Raw genomic sequence first — 20632 nt, forward strand, 5'->3', positions numbered from 1 at the left:
CACGGTATTTGATTTTATCTTACCGGAAAATAATACAATAACAATATGAAAAACATCGGGATCGCAATTCGCTCCCTTTTTAAGAGAGGGCAACACAATGTAATGAAGATTATCTCCTTGGGTATAGGACTGACCATCGGCTTGGTGCTGATCGCTAAAGTCCACTTCGAGAACACCTACGATAACTTCTATCCGGACGGAGACCGGATCTATCGAGTATATGAGAAATTTTTCATGAACGGGGAAGTGGGCGACCACGGGCAAACGCCCGCCGGAGTAATCCCCCTCTTGAAACAAGAGACACCGGAGATCGAGGCCGCCACACGCTATACGTACTTCCGGGGAAACTCCCCTTTTACGATGTCCGACAACAAGCATCGGCTCAAAGCGACCTTCATCCTAGCGGACAGTTGTCTTTTCGACGTATTGCCCCGCCCCATGCTCATCGGAGACCCTAAGCAAGTTCTCTCCCAACCCATGTACGTGCTCGTATCCGACGAGATCGCCGAACGTATCGGCGGCAACGTGATGGGAAAACGCTTCGAGATTGACGACGCGCCGGGACAAGCCCTCACGATAGGCGGCGTATTCAAGAAACTACCGGACAACACCGAACAGAGTTATGACATTATCGTATCCCTTTCCTCCATCAGCAAGTTCATGTGGGACGGAACCCATATGTTAACCGGAAATGATCGCTACCAAAGTTTCGTCAAGGTATCGCCGGGTACGACAGAGGCCCAATTGGAAGCGGGAATGAAACAGATGATCGACAAGCATTTCCCCGTAAACGACCTTAAGAAAGCCGGCGTGGAACTGACCTTCACCTTCCACAAACTACTCAACGTACATATGGAGGACGATATGGCCAAACGTATGGCCTTGATCCTCTCGTTCATCGCCTTCGTATTGATCTTCACCGCCGTAATGAACTATATATTGATCGTGATCTCCTCCATCGTGAACCGCACGAAAGAGATGGCCGTACGCAAATGTTACGGGGCGAGCGGTAAGGATATCCAAGGTATGGCGTTGTCCGAGGTAGGGACCCACGTCACCGTCGCGCTAGCGCTGGTCGTACTTTTGATCCTAGGATTTCAAGGAATTATAAAGGAGCTGATCGGCACGGGAGTCCGATCGTTATTCCTATCCACGGGTATGTGGGCGATATGCCTCACGGTCATAGTCGTACTGATCTCTACGGGCATAGCTACCGGCTGGTTCTTAGGACGCATTCCTGTAGCGGCTGTTTTCCGGAGCATCCGTGAGGCACGCCGCCTTTGGAAATTGGGACTCTTGTTCTTCCAGTTCACGGCAATCAGCTTCCTCGCCTCCTTATTGCTAGTGGTAGGCAAGCAATACGACCATATGGTGAATGATCATCCGGGATACAATCCCGAGAATCTTGCCTATGTGTATATCGGTGCCGTAGACTCCACGGGGCGTGCCAAACTGATCGAGGAAACCCAGAGATTGCCCGAGGTAGACGCCATCACGACTTGCTATAACCTTCCTTTCTGGGGAGCCTCGGGCAATAACGTCTATCTTCCGGGAGACGACCGGGAACTATTCAACATCGCCGACCTCTACGACGTAGGAAACGATTACCTGAACGTATTGGAAATCCCGATCGTAGAAGGACAATACTTCACAGAGAATACCACCTCCTCGCAAGAGATACTGGTGAGCCGCAATTTCATTGAATACATGAGACCTTTCGCCGACTGGAAGGATGGAGCCGTGGGCAAGACGGTACAAATAACCGGACACGATACCAAGTCCGAGTCGATGCCTCTCTTCACGATCCGGGGCGTATTCGAGGATTTCCGCCTAGGTTCCATAGCGGGAGAAGATCCGCGAGCCAAGATCATGTTCTATACGAAAGGGGCGGCCCAACATATGGTCATTCGGTACCATAGCCTTTCTTCCGAGGCCCTACGCAAGACACAGGATCTAATGGGGCAACTCATCCCGGATAAAGAACTCAACGTGATCTCCTTCAAGAGCGAGATGCTGGAAGGATACACCTCCTCCCGAAAATTCCGTGACTCCGTCATGATCGGTGGCATCGTCACCTTGCTGATCGTCTTTATCGGATTGATCGGATACACGAACGACGAGGTGAACCGTCGCCGGAAAGAAATGGCGATCCGTAAGATTAACGGAGCCACGGTAAAAGACATACTCCATATTTTCTTGAAAGATATCATCACCATAGCATTGCCGGCCATCTTACTTGGTTGCGGTATCGCTTTCTATATCTCCCAAAAATGGCAAGAACAATTCTCGGAAAAGATCCAGCTATCCTGGTATCTATTCGTGGGAGGAGGCGTATTGGTACTCACCGTCATACTGGCGGTTTCCGGATATAACGTATTCCGTACCACCCACGACAATCCCGTAAACAACCTCAAGTCCGAATAAATCAAAAGGGCCGCATCTTATCCGGACGGCGGCCCTTTGACTTAATGTTTACCTATTTCCCGGTTATGATGAACAACCGGTTCGCTTTCACTCTCACGAGCTATTACTATGACACAAAGGTAGGCCGAAGGTTTAAAACGATCAAAAAGAATTCGACGAATCGGGCGTTTTCCTCGGTGAATCTCGTTATTTTTCCTACTTTTGTCCCTATTAATACATACAACCATGGGACTGAAAAAACAATTCGTATCAGCGATTTTGCTAGGCAGCGCACTAACCGCTCCCCTATTCGCACAAGATATCGCCACCCCGTCCAGCTCGATAGACACTTTAGCCATTTTCTCATTCAACGATTTTCATGGGGCTTTCGCCTCCGACGGGATCACGCCGGGAGCCGCCCGGTTGGTACAAATGACACAAAACGAGAAACAACGCTATCCGCATTCCATCGTTGTCTCAGGCGGAGATAATTTCAGCGGAAGCTATTTCTCCAAGATCACGAAAGGCGAGCCTATCAAAGAGATGTACGAGGCGATGGACGTGGAAATGTCCGCCATCGGTAACCACGAGTTCGACTGGGGACTTTCTTATCTAGTGGACACCGCCGCCTTGAATATCCCCCATGTGGCCGCCAATATCACCGAAGAGAAGAGATATACTCACCCCGACTGGTTGAGTCCCTACCGTATCGTAGAGCGTAAGTTGAAAGATGGCTCCTCCCTGCGCATAGCCTTCATCGGACTGACCACGACGGACACCTACGTCAAGACCAAGCCGGAGAACCTGAAAGGGCTTCAGTTCACGCATCCGCTGGGAGCGGCCTGCATACAAACCGTCTACCAGTTAAAGAAAGAGGGCCAGATCGATATGATTATCCTCTTGATGCACATCGGCACGGATATGAAAATGCCTTACCGCATCACCGAGGAGAACGCCCAAGGACTGCCGTTCATCGATAAGGTAGACGCCATCATATCCGCCCACTCGCATGAGCTGGTGCTCGATAAGATCAATAACATTCCCATCATCCAAGCCGGCGTAAACGGTACCCATATCGGGAAACTGCTGTTCCAGATACAGGATTTCAACGGACACCGGGATATCTCTTTCATCCAAGGGGATACCGTGCGTGTAGCCTGCGAGGAGAACCCGGAGATGCGAGAGGCCGTGGAGAAGATCATGGATAAATATCGGCTGAACGAGAAACTTGCCACGGCAAAAGAGGCCTTGATCCACGACCGTACCATCAATAAGTTCGACTATACGCCTATCGGGGCGTTGGTCACGGCCGCTTACGCCCAGCGTTTCCAAAAAGAGATGCCCGCTTACAAGGATCAGCCGGTGATCGGCGTAAACCATTACGGAGGTATACGTGCGGCCCTCCCGAAAGGAGATATCACCCGACTGCGTGCCGGCAACATCTTGCCTTTCGGCTCCGCTATCGTTGCCTATCGTTTCGACGGCAAGCGGTTGAAGAAGCTATTGGAGGATGGACGGAAGAATCCGAACGGTTTCCTTCAATCCTCCGACCTCACGCTTACCCTAAGCGGAAATAAGATCGAGAAAATAGTCTATACGAGAGACGGGCAAAAGACCGAGATCGAGGACAATACCCCTTGCGTGGTGACCCTAGACGCTTTCATCACCGATGGCGGAGACGGGTACGACGCCTCTTTATTCAAGGGCTACGAGATCCCGGAATTCGATAATTTAGGTATCATATCGACCGACGCTTTCATGGACTACCTAAAGGGCATCAAGAAACCCATCACGGTAGAATCCACGCATATGCCCGTTATTTCAAAGTAAAGCCGTATCTTTGTGGAGAAAAAGAAAGAAGTTAGCAATACATGAACAGCTATATCATCCTTTTTATTATCGCTGTCTATTTCACCGTCTTGCTGCTGATAGCATGGATCACGGGGCGTAATAACAGCAACGAGGCATTCTTCCTCGGGGACAGGAAATCACCTTGGTATATCGTCTCTATCGGCATGGTAGGGACATCCTTATCGGGGGTGACGTTCGTATCGGTACCCGGCATGGTGCGGGCGATCGATATGACGTATATGCAGACTGTATTAGGCTTCTTCGTGGGATATATCATTATAGCCAAGGTATTGCTACCGCTATACTATAAGTTGCAGCTTACCTCCATCTACTCGTATCTGGATGACCGGATCGGGAGAAGGGGGTACAAGACAGGGGCCTCATTCTTCCTGCTCTCGAAGATCGTAGGGGCGGCCGCACGCTTATATCTAGTGGTCTTGATCTTGCAAACCTACGTGTTCAACGCTTGGAACATCCCATTCGCCGTGACCGCTATCCTCAGTATCCTGCTGGTATGGCTATATACGTTCCGGAGCGGTATCAAGACGATCATCTGGACAGATACGTTGCAGGCCCTTTGTCTCGTGGCAATGTTGGTCGTGATCATCTGGCAGGTGAAGGACAAGATGGGACTGGATTTCGGGGATATGGCGCAGACCTTGGTGGAAAGCCCTCATTTCCGGATCTTCGAGTTCGGCGATTGGCATAGTACGCAGAACTTCTTCAAGCAGTTCTTCAGTGGTATCTTTATCACGATCGTCATGACCGGGCTAGATCAGGACATGATGCAAAAGAACCTCTCCTGCAAGAGCTTGAAGGATGCCCAGAAGAATATGTACACATATGGATTCGCCTTCACGCCGGTCAACTTCTTGTTTCTCGCGCTGGGGGTACTGCTACTGACATTGGCGGCACAGCAGAACATCCAGTTGCCAACCCTCAACGACGATATCCTCCCGATGTTTTGTACCTCGGGGATCTTGGGCGGGAGTATCTTGATCTTCTTTACGATCGGTATCATAGCGGCGGCTTTCAGTAGCGCCGACTCGGCGTTGACAGCGCTCACCACCTCTTTTTGCGTAGATATCCTCGGTGTGCAGAAAGAGGAAGCGAAAAGGGCGAAACGTACCCGCCTGAAGGTACACATGATGATATCCGTCTTGTTCGTCTTGATCATCTTGGCGTTCAAGGCCGTAAATAACCGGAGTGTTATCGACGCAATCTACATGATAGCGTCGTACACGTATGGTCCTCTATTGGGGCTGTTTGTTTTCGGGCTTTTCACGAAGCGGAAACCCCGTGACAAATACGTGCCCTATATCTGTATAGCCTCCCCGTTGATTTGCCTCGCCACGGATTTCTTGGTGAAACAATACGCAGGCTATACGTTCGGCTACGAGATGCTTATGGTAAACGGAGGCATCACGTTCGCCGGGCTGTGGCTTTCGGCAATTGAAAATGGAAATTTGAAAATTGAGAATTAAGCCTAGCCATTATTCAATACTCATTATTCATTAATTTATATTTTATGGAAATTAAAAGCGCAGAATTTGTTATCAGTAACACAGACGTAAGGAAATGCCCCGAGGGTAATAAGCCGGAGTATGCCTTCATCGGACGAAGTAATGTAGGCAAATCCTCTTTGATCAATATGCTTACCAACAAGAAGGGCTTGGCGATGACTTCGCAAACACCGGGTAAGACTTTACTTATCAATCATTTTCTTATCAATAACGAGTGGTATCTGGTAGATCTTCCGGGGTATGGCTTCGCCCAACGAGGCAAGGAGAACCGGGAACAATTGAAACGTATCATCGAGAACTATATCCTCGATCGAGAGCAACTGACCAACCTATTTGTCCTTTTGGACTGCCGTCACGAGGCGCAAAAGATCGATCTGGAGTTTATGGAATGGCTGGGTGAGAGCGGGGTTCCTTTCTCTATCATCTTCACGAAGATCGACAAGATCAGCAAGGGACGCTTGAAAGAGAACCTAAAAGCCTACACGGATAAATTACTGGAGACTTGGGAAGAGCTTCCTCCGATCTTCGTCTCTTCCTCGGAGAAGAAAGAGGGACGGGATGAGATCCTTGACTATATCGAGTCTATCAACAATAGCTTGAATAATTGAAAATTAGTTGAGTTGATATGGGATTAGCTTCGGTTCTTCTGGTTTTATCTCCGTTTACGCAGATCAATACGCCTTATCCTTCCACGGCTTACCTAAAAGGTTATTTGGAGGCAAAGGGTGTACATGTCGGGCAGACCGATCTGGGTATCGAGACAATCTTGGCTTTGTTTTCCACGCAGGGTCTCGGGGAGTTATTCGCCGAGATCGAGCGACGGAAAGGTAAATATCCGGCTAAAGTCCGGGGGATGCTAGCTAATAAGCAACGGTATATCGACACGATAACCGCCGTTGTCGCTTTCCTTCAAGGAAAGAACGATCCTCTCGCTTATCGCATCTGTAATCAAGATTACCTTCCAGAAAGCGATCACGGGAGCCAAAACGAGGAGGAGCTGGAATGGGCGTTCGGTACTTCGGGATTACGGGATAAGGCCCGTTATCTGGCGACCTTGTATCTGGAGGATCTCTGCGACTTGATCAGGGAAACGATCGACCCGGATTTCGGCTTCAGTCGATATGCCGAGCATCTGGGCCGCTGCGCCTCCTCTTTCGACGAGATCGAGGAAGCCCTCCAAAAACCTTTCGGCTTTATCGACCGCCTGACGCAACCGCTATTGGAAAAGCACATCGCCAAGAGCAAGCCCAAGGCGATCGCTTTCAGCGTACCTTTCCCGGGGAATTTATTCAGTACCCTCCGGCTCGCCCAATGGCTACGGCAGGCACATCCCGATATCCCGATCCTTATGGGAGGTGGTTTCGTGAATACGGAACTTCGCTCCATCACGGATACACGCTTCTTCAAATACATCGATTACCTCTTGCTAGATGATGGAGAGGACCCACTCTTCCAAGTGTTACGCTATCTGGACGGGGCGATCCAAAAAGAGGAACTGGTACGCACCTTCTCCTTGGACGAGAACGGTAGCCGGGTCGTTTATCAAGATAATCCCGCTTACCCCGCTTGCCGGCAAAGCGAGACCGGATTCCCGGATTACGAGGGCTTGCCGCTGGACAAATACATCTCCGTCATGGAAATGGCCAACCCGATGCACAAGCTTTGGAGCGATGGTCGCTGGAATAAACTGACCTTGGCGCACGGTTGCTACTGGGGGAAATGCGCCTTCTGTGACGGCTCATTGGATTACATCAAACGATATGAGCCGAATACAGCCAAGACTTTGGTAGACCGTATGGAGCGCTTGATCGAGCAAACCGGCGAGATCGGCTTCCATTTCGTGGACGAGGCCGCTCCACCCGCCTTGCTACGAGAAATGGCGCAGGAGATTATCCGCCGTGGGATAACCGTCGTGTGGTGGGGAAATATTCGTTTTGAGAAAAGCTATACTGAGGAACTATGCGACCTTCTTCAACGAAGTGGCTGCATCGCCGTGTCGGGAGGTCTGGAAGTAGCCTCTCCCCGACTCCTCAAGCTGATAAATAAAGGGGTGACAGTGGCTCAAGTGGCACGGGTCGCCAACAACTTTACCGGGGCAGGCATCATGGTCCATGCCTATTTGATGTATGGTTTCCCGACCCAAACCGCTCAAGAAACCATAGATTCCTTAGAAACGGTCCGGCAAATGTTTGAGCTTGGGCTGATTCAATCCGGATTTTGGCATCGTTTCGCCATGACAGCGCATAGCCCTGTGGGGTTGCACCCCGCCGAGTACAGTTGCCGTGTCACGGAGCCTCCCTTTGGCGGATTCGCCCGTAATGACGTACAGTTCGAGGCGCTATCCGGCTGCGATCCGGAGCTTTTCAGCGAGGGGCTTCGCGTTTCCCTCTACAATTACATGAATGGAACAGGCTTCGACTTGCCCTTGCATAAATGGTTCGGCGGCATGAAAGTACCACGCACCACCCTGCCGCCGAATTATATAGAGAGGATAGTGGAGGAATAGCCCCGTAGAGGCTCGCCGGAGGATTGGAAACGGGTTGGAACTCTGCGGCGATCTCCGCCGGGCATCTTGAGTTCCCTTCCGATCCTCCGGCGACCCCCGCCGGGCATCCCAAGAGTCTTCCACATCCCCCGGCGATAGCCGCCGGATGCTTCAAAGTCCTTCCAACTCCCTCGGCAAGGCTCGCCGAGTATTTAATAACTGATCTTGCACCCCACGAAATAACTTCTAGGAATTCCCGGGCCATAGATATACCCGGCATCCCGATGCGCTCCCTTGTCGAAATCATCTTGATAGGAGTCGAAGATATTCTGTATTCCGGCGTTCACCTGCAAGGTTGCGGACTTGAAGATCGGGAAGTCGTAAGACAGTTTCAGGTTCAAGTCGAAGAAATCACGAGTCTTCTCCTCACGATCCTCGGGAATGTAACCCGCCAAGTGCTGCACCAACATGCTGCCCGTATAGGTTCCCGTCAATGAGGCGGAGAAACGTTTCACGGGCGTGAAGGTAGAGGTGAAATAGCCATATACGTCCGGAGAGCGGAACATCTTCTTCTGCGGGGTGATATTCGGGTTCTCGCTCCATTGCTCTGCCTCCTTGTAGCGGCTCCGTTGCAAAGTAGCGCCCGCCTGTATCTGCATCCAAGAATAGGCCATCTTACCCTCCAGATTGATACCCATCACACGGGCACCCTTTCCATTACGGCGTTCCATCAGCAGGTTATTGTCCTCGTCACGGCCGATCTCCTCCAAGATAAACACGTTCCGTAAATCCGTATAGAAACCTTCCACTAAGAAATTCACTTGAACCGGGCCGAAGCGATGATAAAAATCCACGGAAGCGCTCACGCTCTGCGAATTCTCCTCCTTCAAGTCCGGAGAGATCTGGATGATCGCCACGTCGCCCCCCACGGCGGTGATATGCAAATCCTCGTCGAACGCTTGAGGGGCCCGGAAACCGCTGGAGTACGACATACGCAGGTTGATATCCTTCGTCGGATTGAAGCGCACGTTCGCACGAGGGCTAAAGATCACATGATCCATCATGTTATGCTTATCCAAACGGCCACCGATCAAGAAACTCCAACGGTCATTCTTCCACTCGTTCTGGGCGAAGGCGCTACCGATATGCACGGTCTGGGCGATCGTACGGTGATAGCCAAGCATCTCGTCTTGCAGATCATCGTAGCTATATTCGGCGCCTCCCGTAAAGGTAGCGGGCATAAAAAGGCATTTATCCCATTCGTAGGAATATTGGGCGCCACCGATAAAGGTCATGTCCGTCGTGTTACCATAGGCGTTCGGATCTTTTCCGGCACCGTAATAACTCTGGCGTTTCGTATGCTGGGCGGAGGTATACACATTCAGCCGATGATGGTAGTCGCGAGAGAAAAGATCGAATTTCAGGCCTCCCCCGTTGATCTGGTGGTCGGTCTGCTCGGTGATATCCGTCTCGTGAGGCGGAAGATCCAATAAATTACCACCTCGCCGGAACTCGCTGATGTTATGGTACTCGAAAGTCAGCTTGGAATAATTGCTGGTCTTCAAGTAGGAACGGAATCCGAGGGTCTTCGCCTCCAGCTTACCCAGCTCCGAGTAGCCATCGCCATCATGGTCGTAAGAGGCACGGTGGCGGCCCTGCCCAAAGAGGTAGATACCCGCCTTATGATCGTCCGTCACCAACGAGGCGTTCACGGTCGTATTATTATCCGGACGGCTTCCCCCGATCATCGTCAACGAATGGGCAATCTGGGCAGAGTTGCGCATCGGTTCCTTCGTGATGATATTGATCGTACCGGCGATAGCGGACGAGCCGAACAAGGCCGAGCCTCCTCCGCGCATCACCTCTACCCGCTCGATCATATTCGCCGGGATCTGCTCCAAGCCATATACGCCGGTCAGGGCGCTGAAGATCGGCCGGCTATCCACCAAGATCTGGGTATAAGGGCCTTCCAGACCATTGATACGTACTTGTTGGAAACCGCAATTCTGGCAGTTATTCTCCACACGCACGCCGGGCTGGAAGTTCAGACCGTCGGCCAAGGAAGTGGCGTGCGTAGTCTCGAACACCTTGGAGTCGAGTACATTTACCAAAGAAGGAGCCAGACGGCGGGTCGTCTCGTTACGGTTTGCCGATACGACGACACCGTCCAAGGAGACAGCGTCTTCCTCGGCATTGAAATTGATCTCCAATGTCTTCCCTTTCTTAAGGGTCACCGTCTTCTCCTCGGTTTTATATCCGATAGACTTCATGACCAAGGTGTATTTTCCCTCGGGAAGATTCTTCATATAGTAATGACCGGTAGCGTCGGTGGTCGTACCGATCGTCGTACCGTGGAGGTAGACATTGATAAAAGAGAGATGCTCTCCTGTTTTCTTATCGAGGATATGGCCTACGATATTAGCGTCGGAAGGATTCAGGGAGGTATGATCGTCTCCCTCTGCCCACGCTGATGTAAAGACACAGCACAGGCATAGTATAAGTGTAATGAACTTATTCATTGCTTGATTAATAGTTGTTTGAATATTAATGATTACGAATTGCCGAGGAGACGGGCATGCCCCGTCTCTACAAACGGATATTGATTTCTGGATATGTAATCAAACAACTGGGGGAGCCCGCAGGTATCGCAGTCCCTCAACGGAAGTGACATGATCCGGATAGACCGGAGACTCAGAGAGATTAGATATTTTTAAAGAATAGAATTGTAAACGTAACAGGTGAATCGCCCCGTCCATCACGTGAATAGATGAGAGCATATGAAACAACTGTATCTCCGCCAAAGAGGTATGATGATGGCAAGTACCGTCCGCCGTCTTCTTGAAAGGGTGCGCATGCACGATGGTCGTACCATGCTCCACATGGACGTGCGTAAAAAGCGAGACACTGCTATAATACGCAATAAAAAGTACCGGCAGCAACCACTTTATATATTTAACCATCGTTTCCCTCACCCTGTATCATCGTTATTTCGTGGGCAAAGATACTACAATTTTTTTAATTGCTTTGTTTTATATATTTTTGCGCTTCTAAAGCAAAAAAGAAACTCTTATGAATTGGTTACTTGAGACGCTTACAGAACCCTCGATGATACAGGCCGTGGCCGTCATTTCTATCGTGGCGGCGGTTGGTGTGTATTTAGGGCGGCTAAAGATATTCGGCATTTCATTAGGCATCACTTTTGTATTCTTCGCCGGTATTATGGCAGGGCATCTGGGCATTACCGTAAATAAGGACATGCTGAACTTCGCTCAGAACTTCGGGCTTATCGTTTTCGTATATACCTTGGGATTGCAGGTAGGTCCCGGTTTCTTCTCTTCCCTAAAAAAAGGCGGGGTGGAAATGAATACGATGGGATTAGGGGTGATCGCTTTAGGACTGATTTTGACGTTGGTGTTTCATTGGATAACAGGAATTTCCGTCCCCGTTATGGTAGGGTTGCTATCCGGTGCCGTAACGAATACCCCGGCCCTAGGTGCCGCCCAGCAAGCGCTCTTACAAATGGATCCGGAAAATACGAGGAACGTAACGGATATGGCTCTGGCCTGTGCCGTAGCTTATCCATTAGGTGTCGTAGGCGTAATTCTCGCTATTATCATCTTGAGGTCCTTATTCGCAAAAAAGACACAGAGCACGCATAAGGAGCAAGACACGACAACAAACGTAGCGGAATTTCAGGTATTAAACCCCTCTATTTACAATAAGAGCATCCAGCAAGTCATGAAATTGACAGAGAAACATTTCGTGATCTCCCGCCTCTGGAGGAACGGAAAGGTGACGATCCCTACCTCTGAAACCATCTTAAAGGAAAAAGACCATTTGCTTATCATATCCGTAAAGGCGGATGTCGAATCCATCAAGGTACTTTTCGGAGAACAAGAGACTACGGACTGGAATAAGGAAGATATTGACTGGAACGCTATCGACAGCCAATTGATCTCCCGCCGTATCGTCGTAACCCGCAACCGGGTAAACGGGGTAAAGCTAGGCTCGCTCCGGCTCCGCAACCTATACGGGATCAACATCACCCGGGTAAACCGTGCGGGTATCGATCTGGTGGCCTCCCGTGACCTCCGTCTACAGATTGGGGATAAACTAACGATCGTAGGCGAGGCCAATTCCGTGAATAACGTGGGTAAGATATTGGGAGACGAGCTGAAACGGCTGGATAACCCCAACCTGCTTGCCATATTCGTAGGACTTACGCTGGGCGTATTAATCGGGGCGATCCCAATCGCCATACCGGGAATGAGTACCCCCATCAAGCTGGGTATCGCCGGAGGACCGATCATCGTTGGAATCTTGATGGGTGCGTTCGGCCCCCGTTTCCACCTAACGACTTATACCACCCAGAGCGCAAACCTGATGATGCGGCAGTTCGGTATAGTGATCTATCTGGCGGGACTGGGAATCGACTCCGGAGCTCATTTCTTCGAGACCGTCTTCCGTGCCGAGGGATTGTTATGGATCGGTCTCGGTTTCCTATTGACGATCGTACCGGTCTTGATCGTCGGGTTCATCGCCTCGCAATTCTTCAAGTTAGATTACGCCCACAACATAGGTATGCTATGCGGAAGCATGGCCAATCCGATGGCCTTGAGTTATGCCAATACGACCGTCGAGGGTGACGAGCCTTCCGTATCTTACGCTACGGTTTACCCGTTATCCATGTTCATCCGGGTGATTTCTGCCCAATTATTGATCATGTTATTCACTTGACCGCTTAAAAAGTCTAACATTCGACCTGTTTTTTGTTTCACTTACCTTATCTTTGCAAGACATTTGAAACAATACTTTGATGAATGAATGAAACTATACTCAATGGGCTACTAAACTTGTTCGCTATATTTGCGTCCTTGGCAAAAATAGAAAGTGATCAAGCACGTCAAGCTGTCAATTCTTACTTAACCAGTCATTTTGGTATCCGCTCCCATAAAGAATATATGGAGCTATTTGAAGAGATACAAAGTGTTTACGATGACCCGGAGTTCGACATCGATAGAGAAAGCGTTATTATTAACGTATGCAACCAGCTCAAGCCCAAATTGATCGCAGAAGACCAACTATTGCTTCTTCTCCGTTTCATGGAGTTCGCCCATGGCAACAATGAAGGATTGAACGAGAACTTAGCCATTTTCCATAAGATCGCTACGATATTCAATATCGATACGGATACCTTCGACAACCTATACGCCTTTGTAGTCGGTAAAAAATCCCCCTCCATACTTACGATCAACGCTGATGATAGCGATAAAGACGTCAACCATATCTACAGAAGGGGGTTGGAGGGCGAGATACGGGTGTTGAGACTGACCCGGTTCGACCGAATGGTCTTTATCTACCAAGGCAGCGGACGGGTATTCATGAACGATATCCCGCTTACTTCCGGTATCTTCTATGGCTGGCAACGCAGCAGCGTAATCAAAAGCCCACTATTCTTGCCGGTTTATTATAGTGATGTCCTCGATGTATTCAATCAGAATGAGCATAAGGAACGTATTTTATTAACCGGGAGGGATATCGAGTTCAGCTTCAAGAATAGCGAGAACGGTATGCACAATTTCTCTTTCAACCTTGAATCTGGCCAGTTGGTAGCCATCATGGGAGGAAGCGGCGTTGGTAAGTCGACCTTGTTAAGCATCTTAAATGGGAATATTATCCCCGGAGAGGGAAATGTATGCCTGAACGGACATCCGCTGAGTGATCCGGAATGCAAGCAATTGATCGGTTTCGTGCCTCAGGATGACTTGCTGATCGAGGAGCTGACCGTATTCCAAAATCTATGGTATACCGCCCGCCTTTGTTTCGCCAACCTGACCAAAAAGGAGATCGAGGATCGTGTCAATACGATACTGGAGGATTTGGATCTGAGCAAGATCCGGGATTTGGCCGTCGGGTCTCCAATCCGGAAAACGATCAGCGGAGGGCAACGTAAACGTTTAAATATAGCACTGGAACTTATCCGTGAGCCGGCGATCCTTTATTTGGATGAGCCTACCTCCGGCCTCTCGTCCACCGATTCCGAAAAGGTCATCATGCTGTTAAAGGAACAAACACACCGGGGACGGCTCGTGGTTGTCAATATCCACCAACCTTCGTCCGAGATCTATAAACTGTTCGACCGCCTATGGTTATTAGATACCGGCGGTTACCCGATTTACGACGGTAACCCGATCGAGGCGATCACCTATTTCAAACGGATCGCCAATTATACAGATCAAGACATCAGTGTTTGCGGCACCTGCGGAAATATCAATCCGGAACTAATCCTAACCATTATCGACGCAAAAAAGATAGACGATAGCGGAAACCAGACAAACATCCGGAAGATAACTTCAAAAGAATGGCATGAGTTATATGTAGCTTCCCGCCCGAAGTTCCAAGAGGTTAAGCCTACCCCCCTGCCCCCGAATCATCAGCAGAAGCCCTCGATCTGGAAGCAATTCTGTATCTTCTTGGAAAGAAACATAAAGACCAAGCTGACCAATAAGCAGTACTTGTGCATCGCCTTACTGGAGACTCCTTTATTGGCGGTGATCGTGGCCCTGCTCACCCGCTTCGTACCCGATGACGGGTATTCTTTGCTGGCGAACAAAAATCTGGTATCCTACATTTTCATGGCGGTGATTGTCGCTACTTTCACGGGATTAAGTATCAGCGCCGAAGAGATCATCAAGGACCGGACGCTCCTAAAGCGAGAACGATTCTTGCGATTGAGCCGAGGCAGTTATCTCTCGTCAAAGATGTTCTACCTGCTTTGTATCTCAGCGATCCAAAGTTTGCTATTCATAGTGGTAGGAAATTTATTGATAGGCATTGGAAGCGAGATGTTCCTTACTTGGTGGATCACGCTATGGGCAACCTCATTCCTCGCCAACCTGACAGGTTTGGTACTATCGCAATCCCTAAACTCGATCGTAGCGATCTATATAACGATACCGCTGCTTTTAATCCCGCAGATCTTACTTTGCGGCTTAGTTGTCAAGTTCGACGATTTGAGCAGAAGCGCATCCAGCCGGAACATAGTGCCCCTTATCGGTGAGGTTATTCCCTCACGTTGGGCATTCGAGGCGTTGGTTACGGAACAATTCCGGAACAACAGCTACAACCGCCTATTTTTCACGGTCGAGAAAGAAAAGTTCCTAGCGCAATATTACCGGAATGTCCATGCTGACGAGGTGCGCAGCCTCATAAACAGCCTCAACCTGATCCCGGAGAAACGGGAAAAGAACACCCGGACGATCCACAACGAACTGGCCGTACTATCCCGTGCCGCCCGTATCGCCCCCTATACGTCCAAAGAGAGTTACGAGAGCTATATGGATAAAGTAGAAAAAGCCCTGCATACCCGTAGCGATAATTTCACGGCGTTATTAGAGAAAAAACAGAAAGAGGTCATTCAAGAACACGGCTCCGAATGGTTGAACACCTTGAAAAAGGAACATCATAACTCAGCCATCGAGGAGCTGGTACTCAACTCAACCAGTACCCAATTCTATAAGGAGGCCCACAACCGGATCTACCCTAAAATCGGGCAGATTTATCTGGAACCGGACAATAATTGGGGACGTGCGCCTTTCTATAGTCATGAAAAAAAATTCGCCGGTTATACATTTTCTACTTTTACATTTAATTTATTAATGTTAGGAATCTTTGCTTTATTGGTAATTATATCTATCTTCGCAGAGTTTCCCGGCAAGTATTTAAACAAAGGGAGCGATTAATGACAAAATATATAATCTAAAAATAAAGAATAACATGAAAAAGAGTTTTGTTAGCCTGCTAACCATAGCAGCGATTACATTTGGAATGGTATCTTGCAACAGCAGTAAAAAACAAGACGCCGCTGAGCAAAAAGTAGAGGAAGAAGCAGCTATCGCAGGAGAAGTATCTAAAGGTCTGCTTACTGCCGAGTTGAAAGACGAGGTTACTCGTTTCTTGAAAGATATGCCGGATTCGGAGTTGCCTTACAAAGTATCTACCGGCGAGGTTACGATCTCTGTCGCTAATACTGATTTTATGTTGCCGGTCAGCAAGGTTTCCGAATTGAACACACAAGCCCAGAAAGCACGTGCTTGCGGTATCTACTTCGCAGACTTGAACGTATTGAAGGCTATGAAAAAGCCGACTACAGATATCGAGAACGTATTGGTTAAATTGACTACGGATCTGGACATTCCATTCGCTATCGACATCATGAAAGAGTCCGCTCCCGCTAACGCCAGCAAAGAGGAGTTAAGCAAATTCATGAAAAACCAAGAAAACAAATTGATCGACGCTATGATGGAAAATGATAAGGCTGACGTTGAGCTTGAGTTGTTAGGGGGCATGGCTGTAGAATATGCCATTGTATACGCAAATCCGGGCTTGGTTGTTAAAGGCGACGCTATTTCCGCCGGTTTGAGCGAGAATATGGAAAAACGTATCGGTATCATCCAGCAGATCACAGCCGACTTAGCTAAATATTATCCTGACTTGGAGCAATTAGGAACTACAATCGCTCCGTTAAGCGGAATGGTAGCAACCATAAATACGGCTCGTGAGTCAAAAGCTAAGATTGAGGAAATGCGTGCGAATCTATTGAAGTAATATAAACCTCATATCATAAAAAGTGTATGGTGATAACATCATACACTTTTTTTATATCCCTTCGGATATCACTGCAACAGGCCTTGCAATAGTACTGCAACCCTTATGCAGTAATGCTGCAGCACCTATGCAGTAACACTGCAACGCCCATGCAGTATCCTATATCTTATGAGTTTTGATAAGTACCTTATCCCCATTTTCCAGAGTAGTAGCGAAAAGATAGATAGTTCCTCCATCCACAATTTTAGTTCGTTTACGTAACTCATCCACCGAGAGGGGGAAATTACGGACTGTGATATTCGCTTGGGGAATCTGCCTCGACAAGGTCTTACATTGTTTATTCGTAAAGGGGATCACTTCGTCTACCACAAAAGAACGTCCCGGAAAACTAGGGACAACCTCATCCGACGTATATAAATGACTGCTGACATGCAATTTATTCAATCCAAAACGAGTGGCGACCGCTTTAAACGCACCCGCCTTCAAGATGGAAGCGTTCGGTTCGTATAAATAACGCTTGACTTCTCCACGGATGGAAGCGACAGCTTCCCGTTCTTCCACCAATGAGAACGCAAACAATTCCGGCTCTTCCTCCGAAGTGAAATTCACGCAACAGATTTGAGGACTCCCGCCTTTCGAGCCTCGCTCCAACACAAACAAAAGCTCCTTACATTCATTTTTCACCGAAAGCACCTGTATGGCTGTCACATCCGGAAGCAAATCCAACGTCATATGAATATCCGCCATCGGAGATAATTTAGCGATCACCTTAGGGGCATGACCAAACAAGACAGGAACCAACTTTGTCAAGTCCGGCTCGCAATCTTGCAGCGCAAAAACCCGCTTATTCCCCTCTCCCCTACGAGCCGGATCGATATAAAACACATCTATTCCATCGATCTTATCTATTAACTCCGTAGAATCGCCATTCAATACCGTTACGTTACCAACGTCTAGCACCTTGAAATTATGGATAGCCGCCTCGCAATAAGCGGGAAAGCGTTCGATATAGGTAACCTGCCGTACTTTCCGGGAGAAGAAATAGCTATCGATCCCCAATCCACCAGTCAAATCACATACATGTGCCTGTGGATCTACCAACCTCTGTTTGTACAAGGCAGTCTGTTCCGAGGAACATTGCTCCGCCGCTATCTTCGCCGGAAAAACCAGTCGATCGTTTTGATACCATGAAGGTAGTTTATCCTTGATCTGCCGCCGAGATTTTAATTGATCCACCACGAAAGGGATATCGATCCCCGGATAACGAGAGGCGGAAAGCAACAGACGATTCAAATCATCCGACGCATGTTCCTTGATAAATCGTGAAAGTTCCTCTATTTGTTCCATGCTTTGTCAACCTATACGTTCTTTAGGCAAAGTTAGCGTAAAACGGCTACCTTTACCATATTCTGACTTCAATTGTATCTCACCGCCGAAACGCTGCGCTATCACTTGGCAAATCGCCAGTCCGAGTCCGGTGCCTTGCGCAAACTCATCCAATTTGCAAAAACGATCAAAGACTTGCTTCTGTTTCTCCTCAAGGATGCCGATACCAGTGTCTTCTACATAGATATGAAGGCAGTCGCCTTTCGTACAGAAATAGTATCCAACTTCTATATAGCCCGAAGTCGTGAACTTGATGGCATTATTGATAAAATTAGACAATACTTGTTTCAGCCGATAAGGATCTACCGCCACAACCACCGGGATCTCGGGGACACGCATGCGTAGCTCTACCCCCTCGGGCATCATCAATTGGAAAGTACAATAGATTTCATTGATCAAGACATTCAAATCATGGCGATCGAAAACAAAACTCATCTTTCCGGATTCCATACGGGAAAGATCTAAAATATCATTGATCAGTTTCAATAGTAAGTCGGAGTTCGTATTAATCAACTTCACGAACTGCTCACGCTCTTCCGGCTCCAAGACCTCTTCCGAGTTCATTAAATTCGAGAAACCGACAATCGCATTCAGCGGCGTACGGATCTCATGGCTCATATTCGCCAAGAAAGCCGACTTCATCCGATCCGACTCCTCGGCTTTTTCCCTCGCAGAGATCAATACCTCCTCCGTATCCTTGATATTTTGGATATTCAAACATAAGCCATTGATTACATACCCATCATTCGCATCCTCTAAGCTTCCGTAACGAAATTCCCACCATTGGTAACCTTTCCCGTTAAAATCGCAACGATATTGAAGGATATGATGAGAGATTGTACCCGTACAAATGAAATCAATTAAGGATCGCAAACTCTGCCTGTCGTCCGGATGGACCATCTCGTACAGCTCATCCAAAGGAATTTCCCGAGGAGAAGTATTCACATAGCTAAAGAGCTCGTTGTCAAACCGGAAAGTTCCAGACTGTAATTTCCAAGCGAATATATTACCCCCTTCCAACGCTAAAGAAAGATGCTCTTTCTCCTGCTTTAAATTAGCGAGCACCTCTTTCCTTCGTCTTGCTTCCCGCCAATAGAGATAAAACAAATAACCGATCAATGCCAACAATAAGATCACACCCAAGGAAGAGGCGATAAAAACCTCTATCTTATACCGTTCGGAAATAGGCATATTTATGACATGAACATTAGTAGGGACCTCTTCCTTTGAAATACCTAAACGTTGCATCTCTACCCAATCATACAGATACTCTTTGGGACTCTCTACGATCGGAACGGAAGAGACAGGCGTACCGGAAAGAATTTTAGCCGCCAACCTAGCCTGTTCCGCCGCTTGTATGCGGTTCGAGCAAAAATAGCCTCCCAGAACTTCCACGTTTATATTAAAGATTTCCCGCACTGCCGTAAATGAAGGAGTCACGAACATCTTAGACAAGCCTGCGGATGTATAGTCATAACGGATATTGAAAAATACGCAATAAGGATAGGTACCATTAATATTACTCAATAAAAACTCCCCATTGGCTTTACGAAAAGGCATGAAATGGATTATATTTTTCGAAGGACGTATCGCCTTCATTCTCATCTCGGTTCTAAACATCATGGAATCCACCTTAAAGTCCGGATCATTTAATTGGAAAGCCAATTGATTATAATCCAACACATACCGGCTCGTATCGACCGCTTTTATCAACTCCCGGAAAGCCAACTGCCCTAAGGAGGTCTTATCATAATTGATATAAATGCGAGACTTTCCCATTTGCCGATCGATCAAACGAAGGTTCTCCTCATAATCAATCTTATCCCAGCTACCTGTTACATTCGGATATTCTTCCAGCAAATCCCAATTAGGGAAATTGACGCCAGAGAAAACAACCGGAACTTTCTTTACAAAAGGATGGCCGCATTTCATCAACGTATAGGTAGCCTGATCATCATTCACCAATATGATGTCGGGCTTCCAAAGACGGATCGTATCGATAAAGTTATACATCCGTTCCTCTTCCTCCTCAGCCATATAACACTCGCAGTCGAGATAAAACGTACGGATGTCCGCATTCACCCGATTTTTTCCCAGCTCTTTCCGGATATCTGAGTTTAATTCCAGATAGTTCTTATCATCCCACCGAAAAGATTGGATCACAAGCACACGGCTCCGCTTCGCCTCAGGTTTACACCCCAACGCTAATAAAAGCAGAATAAAAACACCCCCGACATTATTTAAGAATCTCATGTCCAAACTTTAAACAGTAAATGTGACAAAAGTACGACTATTTTCATTATTCACATTCATTAGCTGTATCTTTCTTTTCCCTCTTCCGTTCTAAAATGAATAAATATATAGGGATTGTCAAGGA

12 protein-coding genes are annotated in these 20632 nt (G+C 48.1%); 8 read left to right on the forward strand and 4 right to left on the reverse strand.

What is annotated here, in order from left to right; all coding sequences use genetic code 11:
• Positions 1-45 precede the first annotated feature (45 nt).
• The 5 genes from D7V92_RS06390 to D7V92_RS06410 all read left to right on the forward strand — a co-directional run bounded on the left by D7V92_RS06390 (position 46) and on the right by D7V92_RS06410 (position 8283).
• Positions 46-2424, forward strand: a complete 2379-nt coding sequence (locus tag D7V92_RS06390) for an FtsX-like permease family protein (RefSeq protein WP_121772522.1) — start codon at positions 46-48, stop codon at positions 2422-2424.
• A gap of 225 nt (positions 2425-2649) precedes the next feature.
• Positions 2650-4233: a bifunctional UDP-sugar hydrolase/5'-nucleotidase gene (locus D7V92_RS06395; RefSeq protein ID WP_036616591.1), complete on the forward strand. Its 1584-nt coding sequence runs from the start codon at positions 2650-2652 to the stop codon at positions 4231-4233.
• Between the two features lie 41 nt (positions 4234-4274).
• Positions 4275-5738 (forward strand): sodium:solute symporter, encoded by a 1464-nt coding sequence (locus D7V92_RS06400; protein WP_121772523.1) that lies wholly within the window; start codon positions 4275-4277, stop codon positions 5736-5738.
• A 44-nt stretch (positions 5739-5782) separates the two neighbouring features.
• Positions 5783-6385 (forward strand): ribosome biogenesis GTP-binding protein YihA/YsxC, encoded by a 603-nt coding sequence (gene yihA / locus D7V92_RS06405; RefSeq protein ID WP_121772524.1) that lies wholly within the window; start codon positions 5783-5785, stop codon positions 6383-6385.
• A 17-nt stretch (positions 6386-6402) separates the two neighbouring features.
• Complete coding sequence (locus tag D7V92_RS06410) at positions 6403-8283, forward strand: radical SAM protein (RefSeq protein WP_121772525.1); 1881 nt, start codon at positions 6403-6405, stop codon at positions 8281-8283.
• A 191-nt stretch (positions 8284-8474) separates the two neighbouring features.
• Here D7V92_RS06410 and D7V92_RS06415 read toward each other — a convergent pair whose 3' ends face one another.
• Both D7V92_RS06415 and D7V92_RS06420 read right to left on the reverse strand, forming a co-directional pair.
• Positions 8475-10781 carry a TonB-dependent receptor gene (locus tag D7V92_RS06415; protein WP_005856196.1) on the reverse strand — a complete coding sequence of 769 codons (2307 nt, stop codon included), beginning with the start codon at positions 10779-10781 and terminating at the stop codon, positions 8475-8477.
• Between the two features lie 99 nt (positions 10782-10880).
• Positions 10881-11234 (reverse strand): hypothetical protein, encoded by a 354-nt coding sequence (locus D7V92_RS06420; RefSeq protein ID WP_005856195.1) that lies wholly within the window; start codon positions 11232-11234, stop codon positions 10881-10883.
• 97 nt (positions 11235-11331) lie between these two features.
• Between D7V92_RS06420 and D7V92_RS06425 the strand changes: the two genes are divergently transcribed.
• From D7V92_RS06425 to D7V92_RS06435, 3 genes are all read left to right on the forward strand, one after another.
• Positions 11332-12999, forward strand: coding sequence for a putative transporter (locus D7V92_RS06425; protein ID WP_005856194.1), 1668 nt, complete (start codon positions 11332-11334; stop codon positions 12997-12999).
• Between the two features lie 83 nt (positions 13000-13082).
• Positions 13083-16004, forward strand: coding sequence for an ATP-binding cassette domain-containing protein (locus D7V92_RS06430; RefSeq protein WP_121772526.1), 2922 nt, complete (start codon positions 13083-13085; stop codon positions 16002-16004).
• Between the two features lie 34 nt (positions 16005-16038).
• Positions 16039-16869 carry a hypothetical protein gene (locus tag D7V92_RS06435; RefSeq protein ID WP_009276759.1) on the forward strand — a complete coding sequence of 277 codons (831 nt, stop codon included), beginning with the start codon at positions 16039-16041 and terminating at the stop codon, positions 16867-16869.
• 159 nt (positions 16870-17028) lie between these two features.
• On the opposite strand, the gene D7V92_RS06440 is transcribed toward D7V92_RS06435, so the two are convergent.
• Together D7V92_RS06440 and D7V92_RS06445 are read right to left on the reverse strand one after the other, a co-directional pair.
• A complete protein-coding gene (locus tag D7V92_RS06440) occupies positions 17029-18216 on the reverse strand; it encodes a class I SAM-dependent methyltransferase (protein ID WP_121772527.1) in 1188 nt (395 codons plus the stop codon).
• Positions 18217-18222: 6 nt separating this feature from the next.
• Positions 18223-20508: an ATP-binding protein gene (locus tag D7V92_RS06445; RefSeq protein ID WP_121772563.1), complete on the reverse strand. Its 2286-nt coding sequence runs from the start codon at positions 20506-20508 to the stop codon at positions 18223-18225.
• Positions 20509-20632: the final 124 nt, after the last annotated feature.

The organism is Parabacteroides sp. CH2-D42-20, assembly GCF_003670185.1.
Lineage (GTDB): Bacteria > Bacteroidota > Bacteroidia > Bacteroidales > Tannerellaceae > Parabacteroides > Parabacteroides distasonis.

Bases quoted from the DNA above. Each gene is read 5' to 3' on its own strand.
- D7V92_RS06390 (WP_121772522.1), top strand. From the start codon at position 46: ATGAAAAACATCGGGATCGCAATTCGCTCCCTTTTTAAGAGAGGGCAA.
- D7V92_RS06395 (WP_036616591.1), top strand. From the start codon at position 2,650: ATGGGACTGAAAAAACAATTCGTATCAGCGATTTTGCTAGGCAGCGCA.
- D7V92_RS06400 (WP_121772523.1), top strand. From the start codon at position 4,275: ATGAACAGCTATATCATCCTTTTTATTATCGCTGTCTATTTCACCGTC.
- yihA (WP_121772524.1), top strand. From the start codon at position 5,783: ATGGAAATTAAAAGCGCAGAATTTGTTATCAGTAACACAGACGTAAGG.
- D7V92_RS06410 (WP_121772525.1), top strand. From the start codon at position 6,403: ATGGGATTAGCTTCGGTTCTTCTGGTTTTATCTCCGTTTACGCAGATC.
- D7V92_RS06415 (WP_005856196.1), bottom strand. From the start codon at position 10,781: ATGAATAAGTTCATTACACTTATACTATGCCTGTGCTGTGTCTTTACA.
- D7V92_RS06425 (WP_005856194.1), top strand. From the start codon at position 11,332: ATGAATTGGTTACTTGAGACGCTTACAGAACCCTCGATGATACAGGCC.
- D7V92_RS06430 (WP_121772526.1), top strand. From the start codon at position 13,083: ATGAATGAAACTATACTCAATGGGCTACTAAACTTGTTCGCTATATTT.
- D7V92_RS06435 (WP_009276759.1), top strand. From the start codon at position 16,039: ATGAAAAAGAGTTTTGTTAGCCTGCTAACCATAGCAGCGATTACATTT.
- D7V92_RS06440 (WP_121772527.1), bottom strand. From the start codon at position 18,216: ATGGAACAAATAGAGGAACTTTCACGATTTATCAAGGAACATGCGTCG.
- D7V92_RS06445 (WP_121772563.1), bottom strand. From the start codon at position 20,508: ATGAGATTCTTAAATAATGTCGGGGGTGTTTTTATTCTGCTTTTATTA.